A 26,282-nucleotide genomic window follows, 5' to 3' on the forward strand; every position below is an offset into this window, starting at 1 on the left:
CACATCAATGAGTTTTGCATTCGGAATTGGTATCGGCACCCAGAACAATCAGGGCGAGTGGCTGGAAGTGTTTTACCAGCAGCCGGTCATCACCCCCGATAACGGCCTCATCGAAGTGGCTCAAAACGTTCTGGATTACCAGGGAGGCAATCAGGCGGTATCGGTGACGCCCGATCAGCTCAAGGCGCTCTCGGACGGATTACGACAGCTGGGCCAGATGGAACAATCCGCCCTGGCGGGCAAAGCTGCCGAGAGCCGGCGCCCGGTCGTGGTGACCCTACTGGACACCGACGACACTGCCTCCAGCACGCCAGAGGTCTACCTCAAGCTACACCTGATCTCCAGCCGCCAGGCCAGACCCCATGAGCTGAAACTGGACGGCATTTTCGGCCTGCTACCAAACCTGGCCTGGACCAGCGAAGGCGCCATCGACCTGAACGAACTGCCAGAGCGCCAGCTCAAGGCGCGCCTCGAAGGCCGCACCCTGGAAGTGAAGTCCGTCGACAAGTTCCCACAGATGACGGATTACGTGGTACCAAAAGGCGTGCGCATCGCCGACACTGCCCGTGTTCGCCTGGGCGCCTATGTGGGTGAAGGCACCACCGTGATGCATGAAGGCTTTATCAACTTCAATGCCGGCACCGAAGGCACCAGCATGATCGAAGGCCGCATCTCCGCCGGCGTGATGATCGGCCAGGGCTCGGACCTCGGCGGCGGCTGCTCCACCATGGGCACCCTGTCTGGCGGTGGCAACATCATCATTTCCGTTGGTGAGAACTGCCTGATCGGCGCCAATGCCGGAATCGGCATTCCCCTGGGTGACCGCTGCAAAGTCGAAGCGGGCCTGTACCTTACCGCCGGCACCAAGGTAGCCCTGCTGGACGACAACAACGAACTGGTTGAAGTCATCAAGGCACGGGATTTGGCCAACAAGCCGGATCTTCTGTTCCGCCGTAACAGCCAGACTGGCGCGGTTGAATGCAAGACCAACAAGTCCGCCATCGAGCTGAACGAAGAACTGCATGCAAACAACTAATTCCGCAGAGCTTTCCCCGACCCTCAAGCTCGCCGTTGACCTGATCCGCCGGCCATCCGTTACCCCGGACGACGCCGGCTGTCAGGAACTGATGATGTCGCGGCTCTCTGCCCTTGGCTTCAAGGGCGAGGCCCTGCGCTTTGGCGAAACCGACAACCTTTGGGCCCGCAAGGGTTCGGAAGGCCCCCTGCTGGCGTTTGCAGGCCATACAGATGTTGTGCCCACCGGTCCGGAGAAAAACTGGCGTCATCCGCCGTTCGAGGCGGTGATTGACGATGGCTTTCTTCATGGCCGGGGCGCAGCTGACATGAAAGGCAGCCTGGCGGCCTTTGTCACAGCCTGCGAGCGGTTTGTGACAAACCATCCCGATCATCGGGGCTCTATTGCCTTGCTGATCACCAGTGACGAGGAAGGTCCGGCCCAGGACGGCACCGTGAAAGTGGTGGAAACCCTGGAAGCCCGGAATGAAAAAATCGACTGGTGCCTGATTGGTGAACCGTCCAGCACCCGTGAGGTGGGCGATGTCATCAAGAACGGCCGCCGGGGCTCGCTCCATGGCTATCTCACAGTACAGGGCACACAGGGGCACGTGGCCTACCCGCACCTGGCGGAAAACCCGGTTCATACCGTTGCCCCGGCTCTGGACGCCCTCGCGAAGGAATTCTGGGACAGTGGCAATGATTTCTTCCCGCCAACCACCTTCCAGATCACCAGGATCGAAGCTGGCACCGGGAGCAACATCATCCCCGGCGAGTGCCTGGTTCACTTCAATTTCCGCTACTGCACGGAAAACACAGCGGAAAGCCTGGAAGAAAGAGTGGTTGCCATTCTCGACCGCCACGAGTTGAAGTATGACCTGCAATGGCATCTGAGCGGCCGGCCATTCCTGACCGATAGTGGATCGTTGGTTTCGGCGGCACAAAGTGCCATCCGCTCCGTTACCGGCAGGGAAACCGAGCTGTCTACCTCGGGCGGTACGTCGGATGGACGCTTTATCGCTCCGACCGGCGCCCAGGTTCTGGAACTTGGCCCCATCAACGCCACCATCCACAAAGTCAATGAGTGCGTGAAAGCCGCAGACCTGGACACCCTGTCAGAGATTTACGAGCAGGTACTTGTGGAACTGCTGGCCTGATCAGTAGTGGGGAGGAGGCGTTTCGTCCTCCTCCTTTCTGATGTTCGATGACGACACTTCCTTGAGCTGAGTGTTCAGCTGCTTCTTCGCCTCCCAGAGTTCCCGGATATCCAGCTCCTGACGGGCCACCTGCTCGCTCAGGATATGAATGATGTCGTCCTGGAATGCCAGACGCGTTTCCAGTTCGTCCAGCCGGGCTTGCAGATCTTTGTCGCTCATAAGGTTTTTGGTTCTCCGGGAAGGATTCCCATCAAGGTATTGTGTGATCAATTTGGTGTCGGCGGACACGCCGCTTGGTCAGCGCTCCCCGTTATCTGGTATCATCCCGCTTTTGCCCGCCGGGGAACCTGCAAGACCCGTTTATGTCCTGCTGGCCCCAGCGGTTTTCACCGCCGGAGACCCGATTTTACCCGATATCCGGCTCTTTATCGTTAGCGTTAGATGAATGGAGAAACTTCAGTCCATGCAAAACCCAGCAAAAGCGATCGTCCTTGCTCTCCTGGTCGCGATTCCGTCACCTTTTATCCTCGGTTTTCTGTTGGTGACTTTCACCCCGGAACTCTTCCAGATTCTGTCTCAGGCCGGCACTAGCGAGGAAGCAACCAGTACCACGTTTGTATTGGGCAGCGCCCAGGGCATCGCAGCCTATATTATTGCGGTTGTCCTTTTCGGCCTGGCAGGCTTCGTTACCGTCGCTCTGGCAGCCAAGAAACCCTCAGCCGTGAAGCAGCAAGCGCCTCGCGCCAGCACGGCACCTCGCCAGCCGGCCCCGCGCAAGCAGCAATCCCAACCGGATTACGAGGATGACGATGACTACGACGACAGCACCCCTGAAGGCAATGAGGAAGGCACCGTCAAGTGGTTCAACGTCAAGAAAGGCTTCGGGTTTATCGTTCGCGATAGCGGCGATGAAGTCTTTGTACACTTCCGCGCCATTCGTGGCCGTGGCCGCCGGGTATTGCGCCAGGGCCAACTGGTCCGGTTCAGCGTTGTCGAAGCGGACAAGGGCCTTCAGGCGGACAACGTGTCCATTCTGAGCGACTGATCCACGAGAACGTGCATCACAAAAAAGGGGGCAGCCAACCGGCTGCCCCCTTTTTTATTGCTGTGAAAAACTCAGTTCCAGACCGCCAGTTGCTCTCCGCGCTGATCCAGCCGCCACCATTTCTCATCCTCCACGGGCTCCCCTTCTTTCCAGTCACCGGGGCTGCAGCGAATCTCGGTATCCATGGCGCGCCAGGCACTCCGGGCGCAATCGAGGTCGGACACCCAGGGCAGATCCTCACCCTCCAGGATCACAGAGGTGTATCGCTTGCCACCTGCACCGGGGTACAGATTAATGCGGACTCTATGCGCCCGATAATGAGCTGATCCTTTCACCGCCCTGTCACCCAGCGCGTCATCCCTGAGCTCAATGTCGTCCAGATGACTGGCAAGCCAGCTCGATACCGCTGACGACTCCAAGTCACGAATGTAGATTTCGAGATCCCGCACCTTCTGTTTCTCCTGCCGGTTGATCACAATGGACCACATAGTGAACCGGCCCGGGGCGGGCTGCAACCCAGCGTTCGAGTTCATGGCGAAGGTCATCCATTTTCAGGGTCCTGAGCGTACCCTCTGCTTTTCGCTCATGCCACGCCACCTCCGCCGCCGCACGCTCAACGGCCAGGCTTTCAAGGGATCGCTCCAGTGCCTCTGTCGGTTGTTGCCTGGCCATTGCCACCAGTGACTGTCGCCGCAGCGTATCGGTCCTGCCAGCGAGCGCCATACCCTCAATAGGGCCTCGTTCGGCAAACAGGTTCAATCGGGCGGCTGCGCGCTCCACCCACTGGATCATACCGCCAGGAGACCCGACCAGCCGACTCCGGCTTGAGGCGGCATAGCGGATAAGCGCCTGGGACAACTCTATGTTCCAGCGCTTTTCAATCGCTGGTTGATGAGCCGTCAGGATGGCAACCTTCTGGCCAGTACTCGTGCCGGGCATGTCAAAGATATCGAAATCCCGCCCCAGGCAACGCTCCAATTGCCCAACGGCAGCCTCTGCTTCCGGTGAGTCTGGCCCCAGCATGACCACGGGGCCCGGATATCCGGTAACCAGACTGCGGGCCACGCTGAGCTCGGGCGCCATCATTGCAGCCAGGTCCACCGGAGAAACGTTATCCAGAACCAGCGCGGGATAATCCTTGCAGTGGATGCCTTTGGACGGAATGGCGGGATTCTCGCTGGCCATGATTTCCGCCTCATTGCGAAGGTCCAACCTTATAAAACCACAATACAGGAACGGCAATAGTGCCTGTAGCCAACTGGTTTTACCGGTACCCCTTGCCCCTCTCACCCACACCAGCGCTCTTGGAACCGAGACCAGGGTAATCGATACATCTTCCGCCAGCTCCAGCCAGTCCAGGTCGGTAATCACAACGGGCGTATCGCCTTTGTCGGAGGTTTCGGCGACTTGCTGCTGTTCGTCCGCAGCGGGCCACCGGTCGACCAGTTCCAACACCGCAACGTAGGCTTTCTCCTGCAGGCGTTCGGCGTTACGAGTCAGCACCGACAACAGGATGGGCCAGTCCAGCCAGGGGGCATTGCTCAGTTCGCGGGCAGAAGAAAACCAGTACATGAGCTGTGAGGACAACTGGCCCTCTCCGCCCACTTCGGTCACGATGGGTTGCTCACATTGGATAGTGCGGGTCAGTTCGTCAAGATCAACACTGCGGCTGCGCAGGAATCCGCAGATGGCAGGTTCACCATCCAGCAGCGCCAACAGGAAATCCTCAACGGTGATGGCATAACCACCTCGCTGGGCAACGCTGTCACGTGCCCGTTGCAGTGCGGTTTGACAGAGGGGGCTCAGGCATCCTTGCCAGTCTTCCATTCACTTCTCCTTGTGTTGTCGGGCATCATCCTGATGCCGTTTCATGTAGATCAATCAGACCCGGTTGTAGGTGTCCTCGAAACGCACAATGTCGTCTTCACCCAGGTAGCTACCCGTCTGCACTTCAATCAGTTCCAGGGGAATAACGCCAGGGTTGGTCAGCCGGTGGGTCACACCCAACGGAATGTAGGTGGACTGGTCCTCGGTCAGCAACAACACATCGTCGCCGCGGTTGACCGTGGCCGTTCCCTTCACCACCACCCAGTGCTCGGCACGATGATGATGTTTCTGCAGCGACAGCGACGCGCCCGGCTTAACCGTAATGCGCTTGACCTGGAAACGTTCCCCCATGGCGATACCTTCATAGGTACCCCAGGGGCGGTGGACCTTCTTATGGAAGCGGTGTTCATGGCGGCCCTGAGCCTTGACCTGGGCAACCAGCTTCTTCACATCCTGAACCCGACCACGATCGGCCACCAATACCACATCATCCGTTTCAACGATAACGTGATCCGTAATACCCAGCGCCGCAATCAGACGGCCCTCTGAGTGAATGTAGGAGCCGGAAACGTCTTCGGTAATCACATCTCCCCGGCACACGTTGTTGTTCTCATCGTGGGGCTGGATATCCCAAAGCGCGGACCAGGAGCCTACATCCGACCACCCGGCATCCAGGGGCACCACCACCGCATCGTGAGTCTTTTCCATCACCGCATAGTCGATGGAATCATCCGGGCAAGCCCTGAAGTTCTCGGCACCCACGCGAGTGAAATCCATGTCAGCGTTGCGCTCCTTCCAGGCAGCTCGGCAGGCTTTCATCATCTCGGGCTGCTGGCTTTCCAGTTCTTCAAGGTAGCGATCAGCGCGAAACAGGAACATGCCGCTGTTCCAGAAATAATCACCCTCTTTCAGATACTGGCGGGCGGTGTCTTCGTCCGGTTTTTCCACAAAGGCCGCTACATCGTTGTACCCTTCGTGGGCCGCGCCGGCCTTGATGTAGCCGTAGCCTGTGTGAGGCGCGCTGGGCACAATACCGAAGGTAACCAGTTTGCCGGAACGGGCGGCTTCAGCGCCCTGACTCACCGCCTGGCGGAAAACATCCTGATTCTTCAATACGTGGTCCGAAGGCATCACCAGAAGCAGCTCTTCCGGGTTTTCTTCAGCAGCCGCGAGGGCCGCGAGGGCAATGGCCGGGGCCGTATTGCGACCGACCGGCTCGAGGATGATCCCGGCGGTACGCTCCGGTGCCTGAGCCTGCAAATGGGCCGCGACCACAAACCGGTGCTCTTCATTGGTGATGGCCAACACCCGGGCTTTGTCATCCAGTGCCAGGCCACGATCGATCGTTTCCGCCAGCAGGGAATCGTCAGACACCACCGGCAGAAACTGCTTGGGATAGGCTTCACGGGACAACGGCCAGAGACGGGTGCCGGAACCACCAGAAAGAATCACTGCGAGCATGGGTCGTCCTTGTCTTGAATTTTCGCGAATTTTACCCCAAAAACCGCCAACCTGTCCTGCCAGTGACGATTAAACCGGTTCTAACGTGCAAACCTTCACACCTTCTTACCAGGCGCCGGCTTACCAGGTGCCGGTGTTTTCCATACTGGCCCAGGGCTCCTTCGCCGGTAGTGACTCGCCCTTCTGGAGCAGTTCAATGGAGATGCCGTCCGGCGACCGGATAAACGCCATGCGGCCGTCGCGCGGGGGTCGATTGATGGTAACGCCGTTGGCCTGAAGGTGACTACATAATGCATAGATGTCGTCCACCCGATACGCCAGATGCCCGAAATTGCGACCACCAGTGTATTCTTCCGGGTCCCAGTTATAGGTGAGTTCTATCATCGGAGCCCGCTCTTCCCTGGCCCGCGCCTCATCCTCGGCAGCCGCAAGGAAAACCAACGTAAAGCGCCCCTTTTCACTGCTCTTGCGACTGATTTCCACCATGCCCAGTAGCTCGCAGAAAAAGTGCAGGGTTTTTTCCAGGTTGCTGACCCGGATCATTGTGTGAAGGTACTGCATATCGCCTCTCCTGATACGTTGCCCCGAGGCCTATGACGGGGACTGATCAAATCAATGGTTTAGGGTATCCTGCCAGAATGAACCGACGCCCTGAAACCACAGCCCATCTCCAATACCGAGTTCCAGCCGTGCGCCACTTGGCGTGGATGTGTCATGCTCCCCAGCTTATCAGTTCTCCCATGGGTTTTGCCCCGGAAACTTACCTGCCGGATGATGCTGAAGAGCGCCTGAAGGTATGGGACAGTGCGCCCGAACTTGGCCCGGAGGTACTCACGGAACCACCGGCGCGACGGCTTGGGCACTATTTCGAGCGCCTGTACGAATGCCTGATGCAGGACCTCCTGGGCTGGGAGGTTATGCTCAAGAACCAGCCGGTCCGCAGCAACGGCATTACACTGGGCGAACTCGATTTCCTGGTCCGCAACCCTGCCGATAACGTGGTCGAACACCACGAAATTGCCGTGAAGTTTTACCTCGGCCATCAGGATGACGGTCAGGCGAGGCCACTCTGGTACGGGCCTAATACTCGGGACCGTCTGGATCTCAAAACCCAACGTCTGACCGACCACCAGAGCCAACTCACAGCAAGACCCGAGACCCGCAACCTTCTGGCGTCTCTGGACATCCAAACACCCGTTCGTCCACGAATTTTCATGCCGGGGTATCTGTTCTATCCCCTGGATACGCCCCTATCGCCACCGGAGTGCATCCCGGTGGGACACCTGCGTGGTGACTGGCTCTATATCAGCGATCTGGACGAAATGAATGCGACGGGAAACCTAACGGCCGCCGACGGGAAACGATGGATTCCGCTGGTTAAACCTCACTGGCTCGGCCCCTGGCGCCAACAAGAGACCCCCGATCCACAGAGCACCGAAGACGCATTGGCCGTCGTTCGATCGGCCGGTGTCCCCCGCCTGTTTGCAGTGCTGGAGCGGTCGCCAGAGGACGGTTACTGGAGTGAGACCTCCCGGGTGTTTGTGGTTCCGAGTACCTGGCCTGACTCATAAACAGCAACGTCCAAAGCAGTTGCCATCATGTTATTCCGAAAATGACAAACCTGCTCACCACGTGAAGCTTCCTGCAACCAGACCCCTGTTTCAGTAACCGGTTTGTGGCAGAATATTCCCCATCAACAACGAGATGATGGATCACTATCATGGACGACCACAGCCAGTTCCGGCTGCTTTCAGAGCGACGCTTCCTGCCGTTCTTCCTGACCCAGTTCTCAGGCGCCTTTAACGACAACCTGTTCCGCAACATCCTGCTGTTGCTGATTACTTACACGGCTGGTGGCCTGCTGGGCCTGCCCATTGATATGGTGGTCAACATCGCAGCGTTGCTGTTCATCCTGCCCTTTTTCCTGTTTTCGGGTATCGCTGGCCAACTGGCGGACAAGTATGAAAAGTCCCGTGTGATTCGCTGGGTAAAACTCGCGGAGATCGCCATTATGGCGCTGGCCGCCGCCGGGCTCTGGGTCGGCTGGTACGAATCACTGCTGCTGTTGTTGTTCCTGATGGGCGTGCAATCCACCTTCTTCGGCCCGGTGAAGTACGCCATCCTGCCCCAGGTGCTTCGGGACGATGAGCTGGTGGGCGGAAACGCGCTGGTGGAAATGGGCACCTTCGTGGCGATTCTTGTGGGCACACTTGCCGCTGGCCTGCTTATGGGCAGCGACCAACCGGAGAAACTCGCAGCAATCGGGGTCCTCGCCCTGGCCGTCATCGGCTACCTGGCAGCGCGGCAAGTCCCGGTGACCGGCACCACCAATCCCGACATGACCATACGCCTGAACCCACTGCGGGAAACCTGGCATCTGATGCGCCTGGCCGCAGACAACCACTCGGTGTTGCTGTGCATCATGGCCATTTCCTGGTTCTGGTTCCTCGGCGCCGCCTACCTCACCCAGTTCCCCAGCTTTGCCCAGACCGACCTTATGGGTGATGAAACCGTGGTCACCCTGCTGCTGGCCATCTTCACCATCGGCATTGCGTTAGGCTCTGTCGCCTGCGAACGGCTTTCCGGCCATCGGATAGAACTGGGTATTGTGCCCATTGGCTCCCTGGGCATCAGCCTGTTCGGGCTCGACCTCTACTTCAACATGCCCGCCAACCCGGTACCAACCGACTGGTGGATGATGATCAGCGACAGCCAGCACCGGCAAGTGGCCATCGACCTGCTGGGGATCGGCTTTTTTGGTGGCCTGTTTATCGTGCCCCTTTACGCATTTGTGCAACGGGAAACCCCGGAGGAACGGCGCGCCCGTGTTATTGCGGCACTGAACGTGTTCAACGCCCTGTTCATGGTGGTCAGCGCCATCATGGGCGTAATGATGCTGGGCGTGATCGGCCTCAGCATCCCCGAGTTCTTCCTGGTACTGGCCATCATGAACCTGATTGTGGCGGGCTTTGTGTACCAGCAGGTGCCCGAATTCGCCCTTCGGTTTATTGTCTGGGTGCTTTCCCACACTATTTATCGGGTACACCACGAAGGCCTGAATCGCATTCCCGAGGAAGGACCGGCACTGCTGGTCTGCAACCACGTCACCTACATGGACGCCCTCGTGATTGCCGGCGCGATCAGGCGGCCTGTCCGATTCGTGATGGACTACCAGATCTTTAAAACGCCGGTACTCGGCGCGATTTTCAGGCTTGCCAAAACCATTCCCATTGGCTCCCGCAATCGGGTACCGGAGATCTACGACGCCGCCTTCGAGCGCATTGACGAAGAACTGGACGCCGGCCATGTCGTCTGCATCTTTCCCGAGGGCCGCCTGACCTCCGACGGTGAGGTAGCCACCTTCCGCGGCGGCGTGGATATCATCCTGGAGCGACGCCCGGTACCGGTCGTTCCCATGGCACTGCGAGGCCTGTGGGGCAGCTTCTTCAGCCACTGCGGCGGGCCTGCGTTGAAACATCTTCCCAAGCGCTTCTGGTCGCGGATTGAACTCATTGCCGGTGAGCCAGTAACCGCGCAGGAGGCCAATGCGGAAATGCTGGAAAAAAAGGTCAAAGCGCTGAGGGGCAATCACCGCTAGGCATCCCCAAAACCGACTGGTTGTAATGATCTGAGCGACTGCTACTCTTTGACTATCATCAACTTTTAGTGCGACCGATCGATGGCGGTGTTGTGAACCACCCCCGCCATCCGGCCAGCACCTGCCTTGGTGGATGGACAGATGTTTAAGCAGGGATCGCCCAAAGACGATCGACGACTCATTCGGTTGATCAGGCAGCTATTGAGTCACCTCTACACTACCCTTACCAGTGCGCTGATTGCCTGTGCCCTCGCCTTGCCGCTTCAAGCCAACGAAGCGGCTCCGACCATCAGGCTCACCAATGGGCACTGGCCTCCCTACATGGAAAACACACCACCTCATTACGGGGTCATTTCCCAAATCGTCACCCTGGCCTTCGCCAAGAAAGACATTCCCGTATCCTATGGCTTTTTCCCTTGGTCCCGCGCTCGCCTTCTGGCGGAAAAAGGCCGGTGGGACGGATCAGTCGCCTGGACCTGCCGAAGGAAATTACTCAAGCATTTCCACTTCAGCGACCCTATCGTCGCCCATAACTACGCCCTGTTTCATCGCACCAGCATGGATTTCGACTGGGAAGACGTAAAAGACCTGGAGAGCTATCGCATAGGCCTGACCCAGGACTACAACTACGGCGAGGAATTCGAGGAAGCCGTCGCCGCCGGCACCATCAGTGCCGATGTCACCACCTCCGACGATTCCAACTTCCGCAAACTTGCGGCTGGCCGAATCGACCTGTTTCCAATGGAGCCCGCCGTGGGCATGGGCATGCTGAAAGAGCTCGGCCTCAGCGACAAGATCACCTTCCACACCACACCGCTGCAATCGGATTACTTGTACCTGATCCTGTCCAAACTGGTGCCAGAAAGTGAACGGTATCTGGAGAAATTCAACGAAGGGCTCAGTGAGTTGCGGGCGTCTGGCAGGCTGGAGGAGTTGATTACAACCTCACTGCCGGATTTGCCGGCTCGGTATCTGGTGGTGGAGGATGAGGTGCAGTGTGTGGAGTGAGGTCGACTACAATGCCTTTCCAGTTTGGTCGAACACGAACGATCGTTCACAAGCCGGTACAGAATTTTCTGATATCGCTACTTAGCCGCAGATGCAATTTGCCAGCCCGACGCCACTTTGACAATGTCACCCGATGCAATGAGAGCATCAACACAAACCAGAATTTCGTCATCCGTTGGGCTCTCAAATTCAGCCCACTGAATAAACTCCGCAATGGTTCTGAGGTTTATCCAACTTGGCGCGTGGTATCTAAACGCATCTAAAACCAACTGTTTTGCTTCCTGTATACTCATCATGAAGAGCCGCCAATTGATCATAGATTAAAGTATTCACATCTCTAACAGAAACCTTGGATTCATCTAAGATAGATACCTCCTTCCTTGTCCAAAACACAAACGGAAAATTTTCACTCCCGTTATTTTCTGATAAATATGCCCACTCTTTCTCACAGCACGCTAGCTTTATTAAAAATATTCTAAAAAGGCATTTGATCAGCCTTTGCACTTCCGGCAAACGGGGCCTGCCTCCGTTGAGCAGCCCAATCTATCTTGGCCAAACTGCTGGTCGAATTTCTCTACAAGTATAATTCTGTGGATTTTTATTAATTTTATTAACGAGCCGATCGATATAGTCTGGTTCAGTTTTTAACTTATTCACCTCTGCCTCCAGTAGCTTAACACTCATGTCATTTTCTGCTGCCCCATACCTGATCATTACCGTCAGTATCCAAGCGTCTCTATCCTCAATAAGTACATAGACCCAAGGCTTTTCAGCAATTACGTTCACTATTTCCCTATAATAGAATCTTAAATTTACACTTGTTATACACACAAAACCTAATTATTAATATTCACCAGATCATTTATAAAAATCTTTTTTATAATCTTCCCGTTATTGCTATCTATTTCACACTCAAAAGATGAAAAAGAACAAGCCTTAAGAGGATTTTTCTGGGAAATTTTCCAGTAAACATCGGATTTTTTGTTTGTAGGCAACTCCGCTTCCCACAACATGTGCCCATTCATTTTTAGTCCTATGAGGTTTCGAAACTGGGCCACTGTACCCATATCAGAATCTGGATCAAGGAGAACAACTATGACTCCGTACAACTCATACGCTTCCACAATGTCATGAGATAACTGAACAGACTTTCCATCAATATTTATGATAGACCCTGAAAAACTTATCGAAGTCATTGTAGTGGCTCCCCTGGCCGGAAATTCACTATCGGAATCCGGTCTAACAGTTCAAATTACTCGGCTCCACCCCGCCTATCGGGAAAGGTGTCATCTGCTTGTATTGGTGCGGCTCTTGATCTCCGCAACCTTGTCCCTGCCGGAACCAATACTTCCTGAATCATATCCGCATTATTCATTCGGAGTATCGCTTTCCGCTCATCATCAACACCTGTAGATTCAGCGTTTATTGTAACGCCATCAGGCGTCTACTGTATCGGGGGCTTGCCACACTACTGCTCCGCCAATTTCAGGGTGATTAGACAAATAGTAGAACTGGAAACCGTCAGGAGGGGACAGCTCACGTAACATCCGGCCTTCATCATCTAGAATCATCAGACTGTTTGGAGGCTCACCTGAGCCAGTAAGAACAAGTATGTTCCATTTTTTAGGCTCAATAATAGCTTGGTCTAGCCCGGGTATAGTTATATTCTTAGTCTGGCCAAAACGAAACCAACTAATAGATTCATTCTTCTTATCTACTACTAACCTCTCAATGGTTTCCATAAAGTTGCAACGTTCGTTATAACTCGACGCGGGCAGATGTATTTTTAGAAGTAAATTTAGGACACTACCCTCTGAGACTTGGTTCTGCTTTTCAATTTCCTAGTTAGAGATCTTACATCTTCACTAATTACACCCCCTTAAAAACTATAACCTAATAATCTTCAATTAAATATTCAGATGGACTCTTCCATGCAATAGTTTTATATGAGCCTTTCACTAATCCAACTTCATGATAGTACTCTATAAGTTCAGAAGGGCTCCAATCACCTCCCTTTGAAAAAAGTGCTCCCCTCTCAGTGAGATCTTCAATTAATTTCACTCTATCCTTATCGTCAGATATGGGTCTACGAAAACAATAGCCGTCCTTTTTAAAACCGAGTCTCACCAACCCTTTCCCGATAGACTCATCTTCAACGTGAAGAACCGCTGTATTTCCCGCAATATCCTTAACAATAATTTTGTCACTTGGAACGAGCATTTAATCTCCTGCTCCAACGGATCAACCCACCCCGTCGGATTGGGCACATACTGGTAGTTGTTCAACCCGCCCGCAAGCCCAATCGGGCCAGGGGTCAGGAAGCCCACGATGTTGGGATTGTAGTACCGGTGGCGGTTGCTGTGCAGGCCGGTTTCTGGTTCGTGGTATTGGCCCTCGAAACGGATCGGGTTGTCGATTTCCCGAACAGGGCGCGGACGACGTTGCCGTAGGCGCGGCTACCGGCTTGCGGACTTCAACTCTGATACCTATACGGTTCTCAATTGCATCGACGAATTTGTGGCCGCCAATCAAAAACCTAAATCTTTCGACCTTTCCGCATTTCATCTACGATAAATTGGAGCTCTTTCAGAATACGCGATAACTCAGGATCTGACTCTTCAAACTCGCGCACTCCATATAGCCCTAGATTGATTTCTTTTAGCCGGTTTTTATCTTTCTCCTTTCCCTCTCGCAATCCTTTTATATAATCCAACTGAGCCTCTATTGACTGAAATATAGTATGGTCGGGAGCTGATAGAATTCGATTTCTTACTATTTTTTCAGCCTCACTGATGGTTTTTTTGGGATCTATCATAAAACCTTACCTCCAGTACCATGCCTACCTTCACGTAAACCTGATACACGTCAAAAACCTAGAAATCCAAGCTCTTTATCTAGCTTCTTCTCCTTTTCGTCCTCCCCCATTGAATTCCAGGCAACGTGCGTCACTTTCGGAATATCTTCGATATGAGGCTCCAGAGGATCCGTTGCTTCCCAAGAAGCCATTCTCTGACTACCACATTTAGGACATATCGGAGATAACCCAATTCCGAATGCATTCCCATATTGATCCGGATCACACACCACTGGCCCATATACTTTTCTAAAAACATTAGCTTGCTGTATTGGTTTATGATTTGTCATTCTTGGATTCAACTTCAGGAGATTGTTCAACTCGCTATACGTCGAGTCCTCAAATGCATTAAGGTAGCGTTCAATACCCTGTTTTTTACTCCTGAGTAGAAATTCACCATATGAAAAAGAAGGAACCTCAGGTGCCTTGAAATGACAACTACAATTTTCGCAGTGGTATATATACAGATGGAGTTTCATTGGTCTACCGGTGTCACCATGACTGGTTTCAAGATCACATTGAAGTCGTCCAATATAGCATTGTTGACTCCTTCCTCATGGCGCTCCGAGTAGAAACGAACAACGTTAAAACCAGAACCCTGCGCCCTTTCTCCAATCGATTGCGTTCCTGAGCTAATGGGGCCACCATTGTACCCCCATTTTTTTGCAACTTTAGGATCTGTAAGATCCAACACTTTCATCGCTTCTCGATTAACTTCGAATCGTATTCCATGTGATGCAACTACACCATGATGTGAAAGCTCAGCAAGAGTCGTTGAAGGATTTTCTGCCACATAGAAGGCTGGCCCAAATCGACTATTGGGATTCAGGAACGCAGGGTCGATGCCTCCTAATACTCCCTCTGTCGCCCTGCTGTTTGTAGTTGCATGCCAAACTGAACTTGACTGTTCTCCAACATCATTTTCTGGCGTATTTTTTTGAGCTGACACCAACCCCAACGGATCCACCCACCCCGTCGGATTAGGCACATACTGGTAGTTATTCAAACCGCCCGCAAGCCCAATCGGGTCCGGGGTCAGGAAGCGCCCGGTGCTGGGGTTGTAGTACCGGTGGCGGTTGTAATGCAGGCCGGTTTCCGGGTCGTGGTATTGGCCCTGGAAGCGGATCGGGTTGTCGATTTCGTTGACCAGGGCGCGGACGACGTTGCCGTAGGCGCGGTAAGTCACCGACCAGACGAGGTCACCCTCGGCGTTGGTGAGTTCCTGGGGTGTGCCCAGGTGGTAGTAGTAAATGCTGGCCTGTTCGGGGCCGCAGCCTTCTACCAGTGCCAGGGGCTTGAAGGTATCTGGCTCGTAGACGTAAGTGCGGTACTGGTCGCCGGTTTCCTCGGCGATCAGGCGGTCGCCCTGTTCTGCCCCACTTCCCTCTTGATTATGCAGTCATTGAGGACTTGCCTGAAAACTCTTCACTAACCTGAGCAAAGATTTCAGTAACCGGCTGTCGCGGATCCGCTTTCTGCAGTTCCAGTACGCGCTGACTTTGGCGCTTCAGCTCTTCACTGGGTTTTGTCCATTGGTCTTCCGGCAACGATTCAGACCACTCCACCATGGCCTTGGGCAATGCCTTTCGGTTCATGCGTTTGATCTTCCTGACTTCCCACTCCACCAACCGGTTCGGCAAAGTCCAAAAAGTCATCAGGTGATAGAGGTACCAGCCGAGGGTATGGAACCAGCCCACCTCGCCAGCCCGGCGGCGTTGATGCAGGCGAGCCTTGGCGTTGCGGAACACGTGTACACCCTCCCAGGGAGGGTCGTCCGGGCCCTGCAGGTCCAGCGGGTCCTGGATTTCCTTCAGGGTATGCACCTCGTACTCCATATAGGCCCGGATGGCCTCCCAGTTACTGATAGCCTGGGGCAAACCGTAAGTCTGGAATTCCAGCGTGTATTTCTCGCCAGTTTGCGGGTGGAGGAAGCCCACCCCGAAGCCGTACTGGCGCTGTACACCGTATTCGGTCACCCCCTGGGCCTCAGTCACCCAGGCCACCAATTCTTCCCAGGGCACGAAGATGGGCTCACTGTGGCCCTTGGGTACGAAGCACACCTCGCGGCGCTGGCGGTTAAAGCGGGTGGGCATAACGGTTTTGTACTTGAGGTGTTGGTGGTACCAAATACCCAGGCTGAGCAGGAGGAAAAATGCCCACGCCCATAAGCCAATCCAGAACCCGGCATCAAAAATTTGCCAGAACACACGGAAGGCATCGTACTTGGTGCCAAAATGAAAACCGGCGGCCAAAGCAATCAATGGACCTACAACTGCAGACAACAAAAACAACCCAAAAGGGCCGCCAAGAGTGATCTGCCAGCCAAACACCGGTGGTAGCCCCACCCCGAAGTCCAGGTAACGATCATTTATAGTCCCCACCGCACGGCCGTGGTCTGTCGACGGCAGGCCGGTGGGCAGGGGTTTGGGGGATAAAAAGGTCAGCCGGCCACTCGGGAAGGGCTCGGAACGCCCCGCGCGGGGTGGCTGTTCTGACAGGGCATTCTTGGGGTCCATTAAAGTCCATCCGTCACTATGAGTGGCTAGCGGGAGAACATCCCCCCTTCGCCCCGGCTGGATAAGCCATGCGACCGACACCCAATCAAGCAGTCATCGAGGCCTTACCTGCAAACTCTTCACTAACCTGAGCAAAGATTTCAGTAACCGGCCTTTGCGGGTTCGCTTTTTGCAGCTCCAGTACCCGCTTGCTTTGGCGCTTTAATTCCTCGCTGGGTTTGGCCCACTGGTCTTCCGGTAACGCTTCAGACCACTCCGCCATGGTCTTGGGCAGTGTTTTCCGGCTCATGCGTTTGATCTTTTTGACCTCCCACTCCACCAGCCGGTTCGGCAGGGTCCAGAAGGTCATCAGGTGGTACAGGTACCAGCCAGTCAGGTAGAGCACTCCCCGCTTGCCCTCCCGGTATTCCTCATGAAGGCGTTTGCGAGCATTGCGGAAAACATGGACGCCCTCCCAGGGCGGGTCGTCCGGGCCCTGAAGTTCCAATGGATCCTGGATCTCTTTCAAGGTATGGACTTCGTATTCCATGTACGCCCGGATGGCCTCCCAGGTGCTGATGGCCTGGGGTTGGCCGTAGGTTTCAAACTCCAGGGTGTATTTCTCGCCCGTGTCCGGGTGATAGAAGCCAATGCCAAAGCCATATTGGCGTTGCACGCCATATTCGGTAACGCCCTGTGCTTCCGTGACCCAGGCGACCAGTTCTTCCCAGGGGACAAAGATCGGCCCTTTCTGCCCCTCCGGCACGAAACACACTTCTCGGCGTTGGCGGTTGAAGCGAGTGGGGATTACGTTTTTTAATTTGGCATAAGCCTGCCAGCGAGGAAGGGAGAGTATGAAGAAGGCAAAGAGCCCTCCCCACCCAGCTATCGAGAACCCATAATCAAACATCTCCTGGAATACTTCGACTGCATTCTCCAGTTCTCTACCGTGAGCGATAGCAAGACCCGATAAAATAAGTGGGAAACCAAAAGCGCCAAGCAAGAACAAGCCAAAAGGGCCACCTAGTGTCATTTGCCAACCGAACACTGATGTCGCCCCCGCTCCAAAATCCAGGTAGCTATTATTCACTTCCCCCACCGCATGGCCATGATCCACCGGCGGCAGGCCGGTTGGCAGGGGTTTGGGGGATAGAAAGGACAGCCGGCCACTCGGGAAAGGCTCGGAACGACCCGCGCGGGGTGGCTGTTCTGACTGGGCATTCTTGGGGTCCATTAAAGTCCATCCGTCACAATGAGTGGCTGGCGGAGTCGCCACCAGGTAATCTCTGCTTTCGGAGTCTCCTGCACGGGTGTCAGGGGATACTGACTATCCGGAGTGACCTTCAGCATATAAACGGCACCGGTATAGGCTCCATCTTCCTGCAATGTTTCCAGCTTGACCATCAAGCCCAGATCCCGGGTGCGGATGCCATGCTGGGTCTTCTCATGGGCCGGTGGCCTGAAGGCCAGTTGCAGGTGACCGGTATCGGCCGACTGCTCCAGGCTACCCAGGATGGCACCGGTACAGGGTACCCAGGTTTCCGGTTTGAGGGAGAACATCCCCCGCCGCCCCGGCTGGATGCGCCATGCGGCGACTGATAGCCGATGGGGTGCTTTGCCTTCCAGGGGCTCTATCAGGCCGTCCGCCGGCAAACCGTGGCAGTTTAACCGTAACCTGGAAGGCTCTTCGTCCTCGCCGGGCACTTCGTCCAGGGAGACACTGTTGCCAAGCCGGGCAAAGGCCTCTACATAGTCGTCAAGCGTGCCATTGTGGACCTGCTCGGGCTCCTGTGACCAGGGCGTGGTTTGCAGCCATTTATCCCGCTCGCTCAGGTTGTAACGGTTATACAGCCAGGTACCGCCCAACTCAAAAACCGTAAACACCAGCCCCGCCACGTTCAGGCGGGCAAACAGACCGGACAAGGTACGGCCTGTAGTAGCCCACGCCACGGCTTTTTTTTCAGCCCCTCGTGCGGCAACTGCCTGAATAAACGATTGACCAGTCCGGTACAGCCCGTAGGTATTAGTAGCCGCCAGACCACCACTACCAATCATACCCAGCACGGCACCAGTCTGAGCTTCGGCATTGCCGGTCTGAACCGCTCTCAGCCAGTTTTCCCGATGTTTGTACGCGCCAAGGACAGAGCTGAAAGCTCCCGCTCCATAAGCAAAAATACCCAGCCCCACATGCAGTTTACCCATCCGTACATAAACATTTCCAAGAGCGCTACGCTGCCACGCCCCAGCCAATGCCCGAGCCCTGGCACCATAGGCCGTATCCATGATTCCTTGAGAGGCCAAAAAACCCGCCGCTGCGGTCGCCCACGCGCTCTCATAAATGCGCTGGTTAGCATCCGGGTTCTCTGAATTCGAACCAATCTCGTTAGAAACATTCCATAGGATGGCTAACTGAACCCCAAACACCAAGTAACCAAGCCCATCCCCCATAAGGTTCACCCGGGGAGCCGAGGAGAGGCCCTGCCGGAAATGCCCAACCAGTCGCCCAACTTCCTGCTGGGCCAATGGCGGCGGAACCAACGTTATGCCGGCACGGCCGGTGGTGGCCGGTTCCAGTTTCAGGCCGGTGTCGGTTTCCTCAACCGGGCTGAGGGCGGCGGCCACGCGTTTACCGATCTTACGGTGCTCTTCGCGGGTGGCCTTGAATTCAGTCACCAATCCCTGGGCTTTTTCGGAAAGATGGCCATGGGTGGATTTGGCAACATCGTGCTGGTTCTGAAGCTGTTTCATCCGTTGATCCAGCTGCAGCATCTGCCTGAGGTTGTCCCGGAAGGTCGCCAACTCGCTTGCCGAGGCAAAGCGGAATTCCGCCTTGCCCTGGTCTATGGCGTCCAGCATGCGCCGCTTGAAAAAATACGGCAGGTCCCGGAACAGATCATCCAGTTCCGGCAGGGCCTGGCTGTCGATGGCCTTGTAGAGCTCACCAACAGCACGCCCCTTGGCCCGGGCAATAGCCGGGGCGAGGGTGTCCCCCACCCCCTCTGCTTTTTGTTGGATTTGCTGCGAGTAGTGGGAATAATCCGGAAGCTTGCCCTGCTCTGCCGCTTTTACCCGCTGGATCCACTCCGCCGCCTTGGTAACCACGGCGTAGCCAGCGGAGCCAACCGCCACGTAGGTCTTGGCCAGCTCACCGTCTTCGGAGCGGTCGTTCTTTGGCAGGGTCTGGAACAGTGGGAGACTGTATTGGGGGTTCTGTTCCAGCCACTCCAGCACGCGATCACTCGCTTCGTCGGAACGGCAGATGTCTTTCCGGCAGGCGTATTCCAGGTCCAGGGCCGCTTCAATCTGCGCTTCGTCTTCCGGATCAAAATACCACGCGGCCTGGTGATAGCGGTTGTCTGTCAGCAGTTGAATACGATCACCGGTTATATCCGTCAGCAGTGACTGCCAGCGGGCCAGCTTCGCACGCTGCCCAGCCATGTACTGGTCCATGGCCTCACGGTCGATCAGGTCGTTGACTCCGCGGTGGCCGAAACCACGCCCCTCCAGAATCGCCTTCAGGTTATCGCGATGCGCCTTCTCCAGGGCGACAATGCCTTCTATGTGTGAGTCCACAAAGTCCGGCCTGGCCCCTTCCATGGCTTGTCGCAGGTACCACTCGTCCACCGCTCTCTGCATTTTAGGAAGGATGCCGTAGGCGTTGGTCCGGTTAGCTGTACTCCGGATCTCTTCAACCCTTGATTTAACGTCAGGAGGAAGCGACGCATCATTGGGGCCGGGTCTCGTTTCATCCTCGAGTTGTCTCAATGCTGCCAGTAATGCCGACTGGGTGTTTGAACGGTCGCTTTCCGGCATGGCTTCCAGGTCCTGCCGCATGGAGACAATGGCAGGGTGGTCCGAATTGGCCACCATGGCATCCAGGCCCTGTTCGTCCAGCAGGGTCATGGACTCAATTAGTGTGCCAAGAAAATAGTCTCGCTCGTCGTCTCCCTCATTTGTCCAGCTTTCGATCCAGCCCACCACATCATCCTGGTGCTGGGCCAGGTCCAGCATCACACCCACGTCGTCCCTCAGGACAAGGCAGAGGCAATTGGAAACATCGTCGATGGACTGCTGCTTGATCAACTTGCCGAACCGGCTCTTGTGGTAATAGGGCTGGTTCTCCCAGTGGTAGGGTTCACCTTCCTGCGGGTGGGCGCCTTCGGGAGCATCCGGCGTATAGTCCTCGGCAAATTCAGCCACCCATTGTTTGGCCTGGTCCGGGGTAAGCAGGTATTCACCACCACTCAGGGGCGAGGCATTGGACAGGCCGACTTTCTGCAGCAGCGCATCACGCTCTTGTGAGTCGCCCAGTACCTGTGCTTTCTTGCGGGCCGTCCATGCCAGTTCTGAGAAGGCGACGTACAGGGTGTGGGAGACCGGGTATTCCAGCTTGCCGCCGTTGTGGCCCGTCAGTTCACCGTTTTCATGCAGGTACTCGTGGAGCTCCCCGGTATCCGCGTCCAGTACATAGAGGTAGCCATGCCTCAGGAGGCGATAGCCAAGGGGGCGGGAAGTCAGTGAGTAAGGGTACCCGGGATCTGTATCAGCGGGTGCAACTTCCACCCGGCCATACCGAATGGGCAGCAGGTGCACCGTTTGCAGTAGTGGGCATGAAGCGGGTTCGTCAATGGGGGTGCCTGGCTGTTCCCAGCACAAAAGATCGTTGCTTGTCCGGTCGTCAGTGGGGCGTTTTATCCGTGTCATGGTTCATCCTTGATCCAATGGGGGTTCCGCTTCCATCACGGCGTTTCTGTCGGCTTGTGGTGGCAATGTTGCGAACAGAAATTGCATCACCTCACGCAAATTATTGCACCCGCTGCCAAGTGCTTCTTCCAGTATTCTTCCGAGTGCCGGGTAGGCATCCCTCAAATCAGGGCCACCTAACTGGTTGCGCGCCGACTCATCCAGGTTGTCCCATATCTGCAGTGCGCCCTTGCGCCGATTGAAGGCTTCAAAAGCCCCCTGCAAATCCGGCGAGACTATCATTTTTGCGGGCTGGTCACCTGCGCTGCCCGCCTGAACAGCCGGAGGCTCGACAAGGTGCCACTGTTCGCTGATGCGGTCCGGAACAATCAGCCGATCCACAGCCCTGGTGGGAAAGCGGGGCAGGTTCCCCCCGATTACCGTCCTGGCCAGCGCCGGATGGGCAATGCGCACCAGTTCATCACAGCCCGGCACCATTTCCACCTGCAGGTGGGACCGCATCCAGCGGGTGCAGGTAGCACGGTCTGTGGCGGAAACCAGCAGATACCCCAGCTCTTGCACGGCTCCCCGCTCCAGGAACCCTTGCAGCACCGGGTCTTCCGGGCCACTGAGCCATACCAGCCAGGGGGAGAGCTCCGAAACGGCCTCCCAGCGGGTTGCAGCGTACAGGCACTCCGCATTAAAGGGCTGCCCACCGGACCACTGGTATATCCGTTCGCCGAGCCCTGGGATAGAGACACCGTCCAGGACAAGCCCAACAGGGTGACGTTCAGGCCAGCGAACACGGGTAAACGGCGACTCCGACACGGGCCAGCAATCCTGATTCATGAGTTGTGATTCTCACAAACCGGGCAGGTTGCATTCCCCTTCCTGAGTGCAGCGATCTGGGACTCTACGTTGATGGCCGGGGCGTTTTCCCGTTGTTCAACCTCCGCCAGTGCCTCCCGCTCTGGCTCGTGGGGCTGGTCACCCTCAAGAACCTGAGGCATTTCCGCCATCACCACACCCTGCCCGGAACCACTGCCCGGTGACCCACCAGAGTTGATCTTGATACCGGGCCCTGCCAGGGTCACGCCGCTCGGGTCCAGTTTCAGCAGGCTGCCACCGGCGGAGATGGTGAGTTCTGCACCCGCGTCCAGCACCACTTTGGCGCCCGCCTTGTGGTGAACTTCGGTGCCCGCTTCACTTAGCGTGCCCTGGGCGGATTTCTGGTGGAAAGTGCCACCGATGTTCTGACTGCAGTCGCCGCCGACAGTCAGTCGCTTCTCACCATCCACAGTGCAGTGGTCGCTGCCCTTGATATTGCTGAACTCGTTGTTGTCCACCGTTCGGTGGCTTTCGTTCTTAACCACCTCGGTGCGGTTGTTCTCCGTCAGCAGGTCCAGGTCTTTCTGAGCGTGGACGTAGATCTGTTCCTTGTCCGCTTCGTCTTCGAATCGCAGTTCGTTGCTGCCCTCACCCTTGTGGGTCTGGGTTTTGAGGGTGGTGCGGGTTTTGTGCTCCGGCAGCGCGTACGGCGGCGTGTTGGTGGCGTGGTAGGTTCTTCCGGTAATGATCGGCTGGTCCGGGTCGCCGTCCAGGAAGCTGACGATGACTTCGTTGCCAATTCGCGGTAAGGCCATGAAACCATACTGGCCCCCGGCCCAGCCCTGGCTGACCCTGAGCCAGGCGCTGCTGTGTTCGTCGTTCTTTGAGTATCGGTCCCACGGGAATCGCACTTTGACGCGTCCGTGTTCGTCGCAGTGGATCTCTTCGCCTTTGGGGCCGGTGACAAGGGCAATCTGGGGGCCGTCCATCAACGGGCGATGCTCGACCTGGGGCCGCCAGGTGCGGTCCGCGGGGATGGCGTTGAAGGCGTTGTGGTAGGTGGTGGCGCCGTTGTTGCCATCCTCTTCCAGGGCCTGGGGTTGTTCTCCGGTGTGGGTGATGCTGGTGAACAGCCATTCCCGGTTCAGGCGTGGGTTGTCGTGGTCGGTGAGTTCGACTTTGGCACCTACGGTGAAGTCGGGGCGGTTGCTCTGGCCATCGGCGATGGCGGCGTCGTTCCTGAGGGCATCGAGACGGCTTTCGGTAAAGGGCTGGCCGCTGGCATCCTGCTTGAAACGGCCGGGGTAGTCGTAATGCTGGTAGTCTTCCCGCTGGGCATCGAGTTTGTCGGCCTGGTGTTCGTGCATCAGGGCGTAGGCGGGGTTCTTGAAGGTGTAGTCCTTCATGGCCACAGAGGCGGCTTTGACCCGTTCCCGGTAGCGGAACTGGAAGACGGTACTCTGGCGGGTGCTGCCGCCAGCCTTGGCGTTGTATTCCACCGGCTCGAGCCGGGGGGCGTCGCCGTGATGGTCGGCGATGATCAGGGCCGGTTGGTCGTTGCCTTCCACATCGCCGTGGTAATAGCGGTAATGCCAGCCTTCTTCGGCGGCCAGCCGTTCGACAAAGGCCAGGTCGCTTTCCCGGTGCTGGACGCAGTATTCCCGTTCTTCGGGGGTGCGTTTGAGATCGAAGACGGTGTCGATAAGGCCCCGCTCTTCCAGCAGGGTACGCACGATGGCGTCGGTGGCCTGGGTCTGGAAGATGCGGCTGTTGTGCATCAGGTCGAGGCGCCACAGGGGTGGCTGAACGATGACGTCGTAACGGGTGCGGCGATGGCCGGAATCACCCCGGACAAATTCGTTGATCACGCCGGTAAAGCGCCGCAGCGGAACGCCATCCTGCCACATCACCAGTTCCACGGGCTGTTCCAGCACGTCTTCGGGGGCGATGTCGGGGGAGGTACTGGCCAGTTCCAGCTTGCAATGGCAGAGCCTGGAAAGGTACTCGGTCAGCTCGAAACGGGCGACCACGAACAGGTCTTTGGGGAGTTGGCCAAGGGTGGCCGTGAACTGCAGTCCGGTTGCCTGGGGCATGTCTTCGGTCCCTGAAGATGTCTGAAATTGGCGTCGTTCAACAAACAGCTCGTCCTGAGCTTGGGTGATTATAACGATCAGGCAGGAGAATGTAACCCCGGTTTCGCAAAGCCGGGATGTTGACCTCAAAACGAATCTGCTGCACCCTAATCTGGTTTCATTATGCAACCGGAGATGATTTGTGACCAACCATACCAATCGAGCGGTGATTCTCAAGCAGCGCCCGCAGGGCGAAATTCAGGAGGGTGACCTGGCCCTTGAAGAGCGGCCAGTCCGCGAACTGAAAGAAGGTGAGGTCCTGGCCAAAGTGCTATGGCTGTCGCTGGACCCTTACATGCGCCCCCGCATGAACGATGCCAAGGGCTACATGGATCCTATTGGCCTTGACGAGGTCATCGTTGGCGAAAGCGTCGCACGGATCGTCGAGTCCCGGTCAGACGAGCTCAAAGTGGGTGACCTGGTGACCTGCTACTCGGGCTGGCAGGAGTATGTAGTGTTCCCTGCCAATGCGGAGATGGTCTACAAGATTGAACCGAAGGACAACGTGCCCCTGCAGGCCTACCTTGGCGTTGCCGGGATGCCCGGACGCACCGGCTATTGCGGCCTGATGTACGTGGGCAAGCCGACATCCGGCGAGACCGTTGTGGTGTCCGCCGCGTCTGGCCCGGTGGGCACGGTGGTTGGGCAAACCGCCAAGAAAGAAGGTTGCCGTACTGTCGGCGTGGCCGGAGGCCCGGAGAAATGCCGGTATGTGGTGGAAGAGTTGGGTTTTGATGCCTGCGTGGATTATAAGGCCGGCAACCTCGAAGCCGACCTCAAGGCCGCCTGCCCCGACGGCATCGACATCTACTTCGAAAACGTGGGCGGTGCCGTGACCCGTGCCGTGGCGCCGTTACTCAACCCTGGCGCTCGGGTACCTATCTGCGGCTTCGTGTCCGCTTACAATGCCGAGGATATGGGGGCAGTGGAAACACCTTTCCACGTACTCAAGGCGCTGGACCCGGTGCCGGAGCACCGCTTCTTCCTGGTCACAGAGTGGCAGGACAAACATCAGGAAATCACCAATATCCTGGCGGACCGTGTTGCTTCTGGCGAACTCAAATACCGTGAGACCATCGCGGAAGGCCTGGAAAACGCACCGGAAGCCTTCAAGGGTATGCTGAAAGGGAAAAACTTCGGCAAGCAGTTGGTACACATCGCCGATTGATCCGGAAAACCTCCAGGGAAGGAGGTTTACCCGGCAACCTGCAACAAGACTTTCCCGATGTTTCGATTCTCCGCCACATAGGCCATGGCTTCCCCGGCCTTCTCGATAGGCCAGGCACTATCAATCACCGGATCAATCTGCCGGGCACTGAGCAGTGGCCAGACATGCTTATACAGGGCACTCATGACATCACCCTTGTCCGCCACGGGCCGGGACCGAAGGGTTGAACCGATCAGGCGATGGCGTTTCATCAACATCAACCCCAGATCGACTTCCGCCATACGACCGCCCATCAGGCCAATGAGTATGATTCGGCCATCCATATTCAATACTTTCTGGTCTTCGGCGATGTAGTTTCCGCCAACGGGGTCCAGCACCATGTCCACCCCGCCCCAGGATTTGATGGCATCGACGAACGAACCGTCCTTGCGATTCCAGACACCGCTGGCGCCCAGCCTTCTGCAGATCTCGAGTTTGTCGTTGTCGCCGGCCGTGGCAAACACCGGATTGCCGAGAGCCGTTGCCAATTGAATCACGGCCGTACCAAGGCCACTGGCCGCTGCGTGGACCAGCACTTTCTCCCCAGGCTTGAGTGCAGCTTCGTGATAGAGATTCAGCCAGGCGGTCGCAAACACTTCAGGAATGGCCGCTGCCTCTTTCAGGCTGTAACCCTTTGGAACGGGCAACACCTGAACCGCAGGCACCACCACATGGGTCGCATAACCACCGCCCGTAAGCAGTGCGCAGACTTCATCACCGGGTTTGAGGTTATGAACACCCTCTCCCACCCTGGAAATAGTCCCGCTGACTTCGAGGCCCAGGATGTCCGACGCCCCGGGCGGTGGCGGATACACACCGGCTTTCTGCATCAGATCCGCACGGTTGATGGCGGTCCACGCAATATCAATAGCCACATGATTTTCGGGCACCTCGGAAGGCGCTTCATACGCTTCCCAGCTCAGTGTGTCGCCACTGACTTTGATGGCTCTCATCATCTGCGCTTACTCCGTGT

The 26,282-nt window shown here is 56.5% G+C and carries 24 protein-coding genes and 2 pseudogenes; 7 read left to right on the plus strand and 19 right to left on the minus strand.

Features of this window, described 5'->3' with window-relative positions:
• The first annotated feature begins 7 nt into the window (after nucleotides 1-7).
• Together dapD and dapE are read left to right on the plus strand one after the other, a co-directional pair.
• Entirely contained in the window at nucleotides 8-1,036 is a 1,029-nt protein-coding gene (gene dapD / locus SIC19_RS03005) for a 2,3,4,5-tetrahydropyridine-2,6-dicarboxylate N-succinyltransferase (RefSeq protein WP_075194515.1), read from the plus strand.
• Nucleotides 1,023-2,171, plus strand: a complete 1,149-nt coding sequence (dapE, locus tag SIC19_RS03010; RefSeq protein WP_075194514.1) for a succinyl-diaminopimelate desuccinylase — start codon at nucleotides 1,023-1,025, stop codon at nucleotides 2,169-2,171. Before dapD ends, dapE begins: the two co-directional genes overlap by 14 nt.
• Here dapE and SIC19_RS03015 read toward each other — a convergent pair whose 3' ends face one another.
• Entirely contained in the window at nucleotides 2,172-2,390 is a 219-nt protein-coding gene (locus tag SIC19_RS03015) for a SlyX family protein (protein ID WP_075194513.1), read from the minus strand.
• 244 nt (nucleotides 2,391-2,634) lie between these two features.
• On the opposite strand from SIC19_RS03015, the gene SIC19_RS03020 reads away from it, so the two are divergent.
• Nucleotides 2,635-3,216, plus strand: a complete 582-nt coding sequence (locus SIC19_RS03020; RefSeq protein ID WP_036206100.1) for a cold shock domain-containing protein — start codon at nucleotides 2,635-2,637, stop codon at nucleotides 3,214-3,216.
• 71 nt (nucleotides 3,217-3,287) lie between these two features.
• Here SIC19_RS03020 and SIC19_RS03025 read toward each other — a convergent pair whose 3' ends face one another.
• The 4 genes from SIC19_RS03025 to SIC19_RS03040 form a co-directional block, all read right to left on the minus strand.
• Entirely contained in the window at nucleotides 3,288-3,665 is a 378-nt protein-coding gene (locus SIC19_RS03025) for a hypothetical protein (RefSeq protein WP_036206097.1), read from the minus strand.
• Nucleotides 3,637-5,043 (minus strand): hypothetical protein, encoded by a 1,407-nt coding sequence (locus tag SIC19_RS03030; RefSeq protein ID WP_075194512.1) that lies wholly within the window; start codon nucleotides 5,041-5,043, stop codon nucleotides 3,637-3,639. The genes SIC19_RS03025 and SIC19_RS03030 overlap by 29 nt, the downstream gene beginning before the upstream one ends.
• A 54-nt stretch (nucleotides 5,044-5,097) precedes the next feature.
• Nucleotides 5,098-6,504 carry a mannose-1-phosphate guanylyltransferase/mannose-6-phosphate isomerase gene (locus SIC19_RS03035; protein ID WP_075194511.1) on the minus strand — a complete coding sequence of 469 codons (1,407 nt, stop codon included), beginning with the start codon at nucleotides 6,502-6,504 and terminating at the stop codon, nucleotides 5,098-5,100.
• A gap of 120 nt (nucleotides 6,505-6,624) precedes the next feature.
• Entirely contained in the window at nucleotides 6,625-7,065 is a 441-nt protein-coding gene (locus SIC19_RS03040; RefSeq protein WP_075194510.1) for a VOC family protein, read from the minus strand.
• Nucleotides 7,066-7,244: 179 nt separating this feature from the next.
• Between SIC19_RS03040 and SIC19_RS03045 the strand changes: the two genes are divergently transcribed.
• From SIC19_RS03045 to SIC19_RS03055, 3 genes are all read left to right on the plus strand, one after another.
• Nucleotides 7,245-8,075, plus strand: a complete 831-nt coding sequence (locus SIC19_RS03045; RefSeq protein ID WP_412535572.1) for a DUF1853 family protein — start codon at nucleotides 7,245-7,247, stop codon at nucleotides 8,073-8,075.
• Between the two features lie 149 nt (nucleotides 8,076-8,224).
• Entirely contained in the window at nucleotides 8,225-10,102 is a 1,878-nt protein-coding gene (locus tag SIC19_RS03050) for an MFS transporter (protein ID WP_127400851.1), read from the plus strand.
• Between the two features lie 141 nt (nucleotides 10,103-10,243).
• Complete coding sequence (locus SIC19_RS03055; protein WP_127400850.1) at nucleotides 10,244-11,110, plus strand: substrate-binding periplasmic protein; 867 nt, start codon at nucleotides 10,244-10,246, stop codon at nucleotides 11,108-11,110.
• A gap of 836 nt (nucleotides 11,111-11,946) precedes the next feature.
• On the opposite strand, the gene SIC19_RS03060 is transcribed toward SIC19_RS03055, so the two are convergent.
• The 13 genes and pseudogenes from SIC19_RS03060 to SIC19_RS03120 all read right to left on the minus strand — a co-directional run bounded on the left by SIC19_RS03060 (nucleotide 11,947) and on the right by SIC19_RS03120 (nucleotide 24,063).
• A complete protein-coding gene (locus tag SIC19_RS03060) occupies nucleotides 11,947-12,306 on the minus strand; it encodes a hypothetical protein (protein WP_199448325.1) in 360 nt (119 codons plus the stop codon).
• A 240-nt stretch (nucleotides 12,307-12,546) separates the two neighbouring features.
• Nucleotides 12,547-12,852 (minus strand): hypothetical protein, encoded by a 306-nt coding sequence (locus tag SIC19_RS03065; protein ID WP_127400848.1) that lies wholly within the window; start codon nucleotides 12,850-12,852, stop codon nucleotides 12,547-12,549.
• A 151-nt stretch (nucleotides 12,853-13,003) separates the two neighbouring features.
• Nucleotides 13,004-13,330 carry a hypothetical protein gene (locus SIC19_RS03070; protein WP_127400847.1) on the minus strand — a complete coding sequence of 109 codons (327 nt, stop codon included), beginning with the start codon at nucleotides 13,328-13,330 and terminating at the stop codon, nucleotides 13,004-13,006.
• A gap of 14 nt (nucleotides 13,331-13,344) precedes the next feature.
• Nucleotides 13,345-13,565 (minus strand): annotated as a pseudogene (locus SIC19_RS03075) (RHS repeat-associated core domain-containing protein); the annotation flags it as partial.
• 81 nt (nucleotides 13,566-13,646) lie between these two features.
• Nucleotides 13,647-13,925: an immunity protein Tsi6 family protein gene (locus tag SIC19_RS03080; RefSeq protein WP_127400846.1), complete on the minus strand. Its 279-nt coding sequence runs from the start codon at nucleotides 13,923-13,925 to the stop codon at nucleotides 13,647-13,649.
• A 50-nt stretch (nucleotides 13,926-13,975) separates the two neighbouring features.
• A complete protein-coding gene (locus SIC19_RS03085; protein ID WP_127400845.1) occupies nucleotides 13,976-14,443 on the minus strand; it encodes a hypothetical protein in 468 nt (155 codons plus the stop codon).
• On the minus strand, nucleotides 14,440-14,913 hold the full coding sequence (locus SIC19_RS03090) for an RES family NAD+ phosphorylase (protein WP_228712289.1): 474 nt from the start codon (nucleotides 14,911-14,913) through the stop codon (nucleotides 14,440-14,442). The genes SIC19_RS03085 and SIC19_RS03090 overlap by 4 nt, the downstream gene beginning before the upstream one ends.
• Nucleotides 14,887-15,333: pseudogene (locus SIC19_RS03095) on the minus strand (RHS repeat-associated core domain-containing protein); the annotation flags it as partial. The pseudogene SIC19_RS03095 and the gene SIC19_RS03090, both read right to left, overlap by 27 nt.
• Before the next feature lie 22 nt (nucleotides 15,334-15,355).
• Nucleotides 15,356-16,480, minus strand: coding sequence for a hypothetical protein (locus SIC19_RS03100; RefSeq protein WP_127400844.1), 1,125 nt, complete (start codon nucleotides 16,478-16,480; stop codon nucleotides 15,356-15,358).
• 85 nt (nucleotides 16,481-16,565) lie between these two features.
• Nucleotides 16,566-17,693, minus strand: coding sequence for a hypothetical protein (locus SIC19_RS03105; protein ID WP_127400843.1), 1,128 nt, complete (start codon nucleotides 17,691-17,693; stop codon nucleotides 16,566-16,568).
• Nucleotides 17,693-21,163, minus strand: a complete 3,471-nt coding sequence (locus SIC19_RS03110) for a toxin VasX (RefSeq protein WP_227664018.1) — start codon at nucleotides 21,161-21,163, stop codon at nucleotides 17,693-17,695. The genes SIC19_RS03105 and SIC19_RS03110 overlap by 1 nt, the downstream gene beginning before the upstream one ends.
• A gap of 3 nt (nucleotides 21,164-21,166) precedes the next feature.
• Entirely contained in the window at nucleotides 21,167-21,991 is an 825-nt protein-coding gene (locus tag SIC19_RS03115; protein WP_127400842.1) for a DUF4123 domain-containing protein, read from the minus strand.
• A complete protein-coding gene (locus SIC19_RS03120; protein ID WP_412535573.1) occupies nucleotides 21,988-24,063 on the minus strand; it encodes a type VI secretion system Vgr family protein in 2,076 nt (691 codons plus the stop codon). Before SIC19_RS03120 ends, SIC19_RS03115 begins: the two co-directional genes overlap by 4 nt.
• Before the next feature lie 181 nt (nucleotides 24,064-24,244).
• Here SIC19_RS03120 and SIC19_RS03125 point away from each other — a divergent pair, with 181 nt between their 5' ends.
• Nucleotides 24,245-25,270 carry an NADP-dependent oxidoreductase gene (locus SIC19_RS03125; RefSeq protein WP_127400841.1) on the plus strand — a complete coding sequence of 342 codons (1,026 nt, stop codon included), beginning with the start codon at nucleotides 24,245-24,247 and terminating at the stop codon, nucleotides 25,268-25,270.
• A 26-nt stretch (nucleotides 25,271-25,296) separates the two neighbouring features.
• Here the strand turns inward: SIC19_RS03125 and SIC19_RS03130 are convergent, their stop codons facing one another.
• On the minus strand, nucleotides 25,297-26,262 hold the full coding sequence (locus SIC19_RS03130; RefSeq protein WP_036206891.1) for an NAD(P)H-quinone oxidoreductase: 966 nt from the start codon (nucleotides 26,260-26,262) through the stop codon (nucleotides 25,297-25,299).
• Nucleotides 26,263-26,282: the final 20 nt, after the last annotated feature.

Source organism: Marinobacter sp. MIT930201, from assembly GCF_047122665.1.
GTDB lineage: Bacteria > Pseudomonadota > Gammaproteobacteria > Pseudomonadales > Oleiphilaceae > Marinobacter > Marinobacter salarius.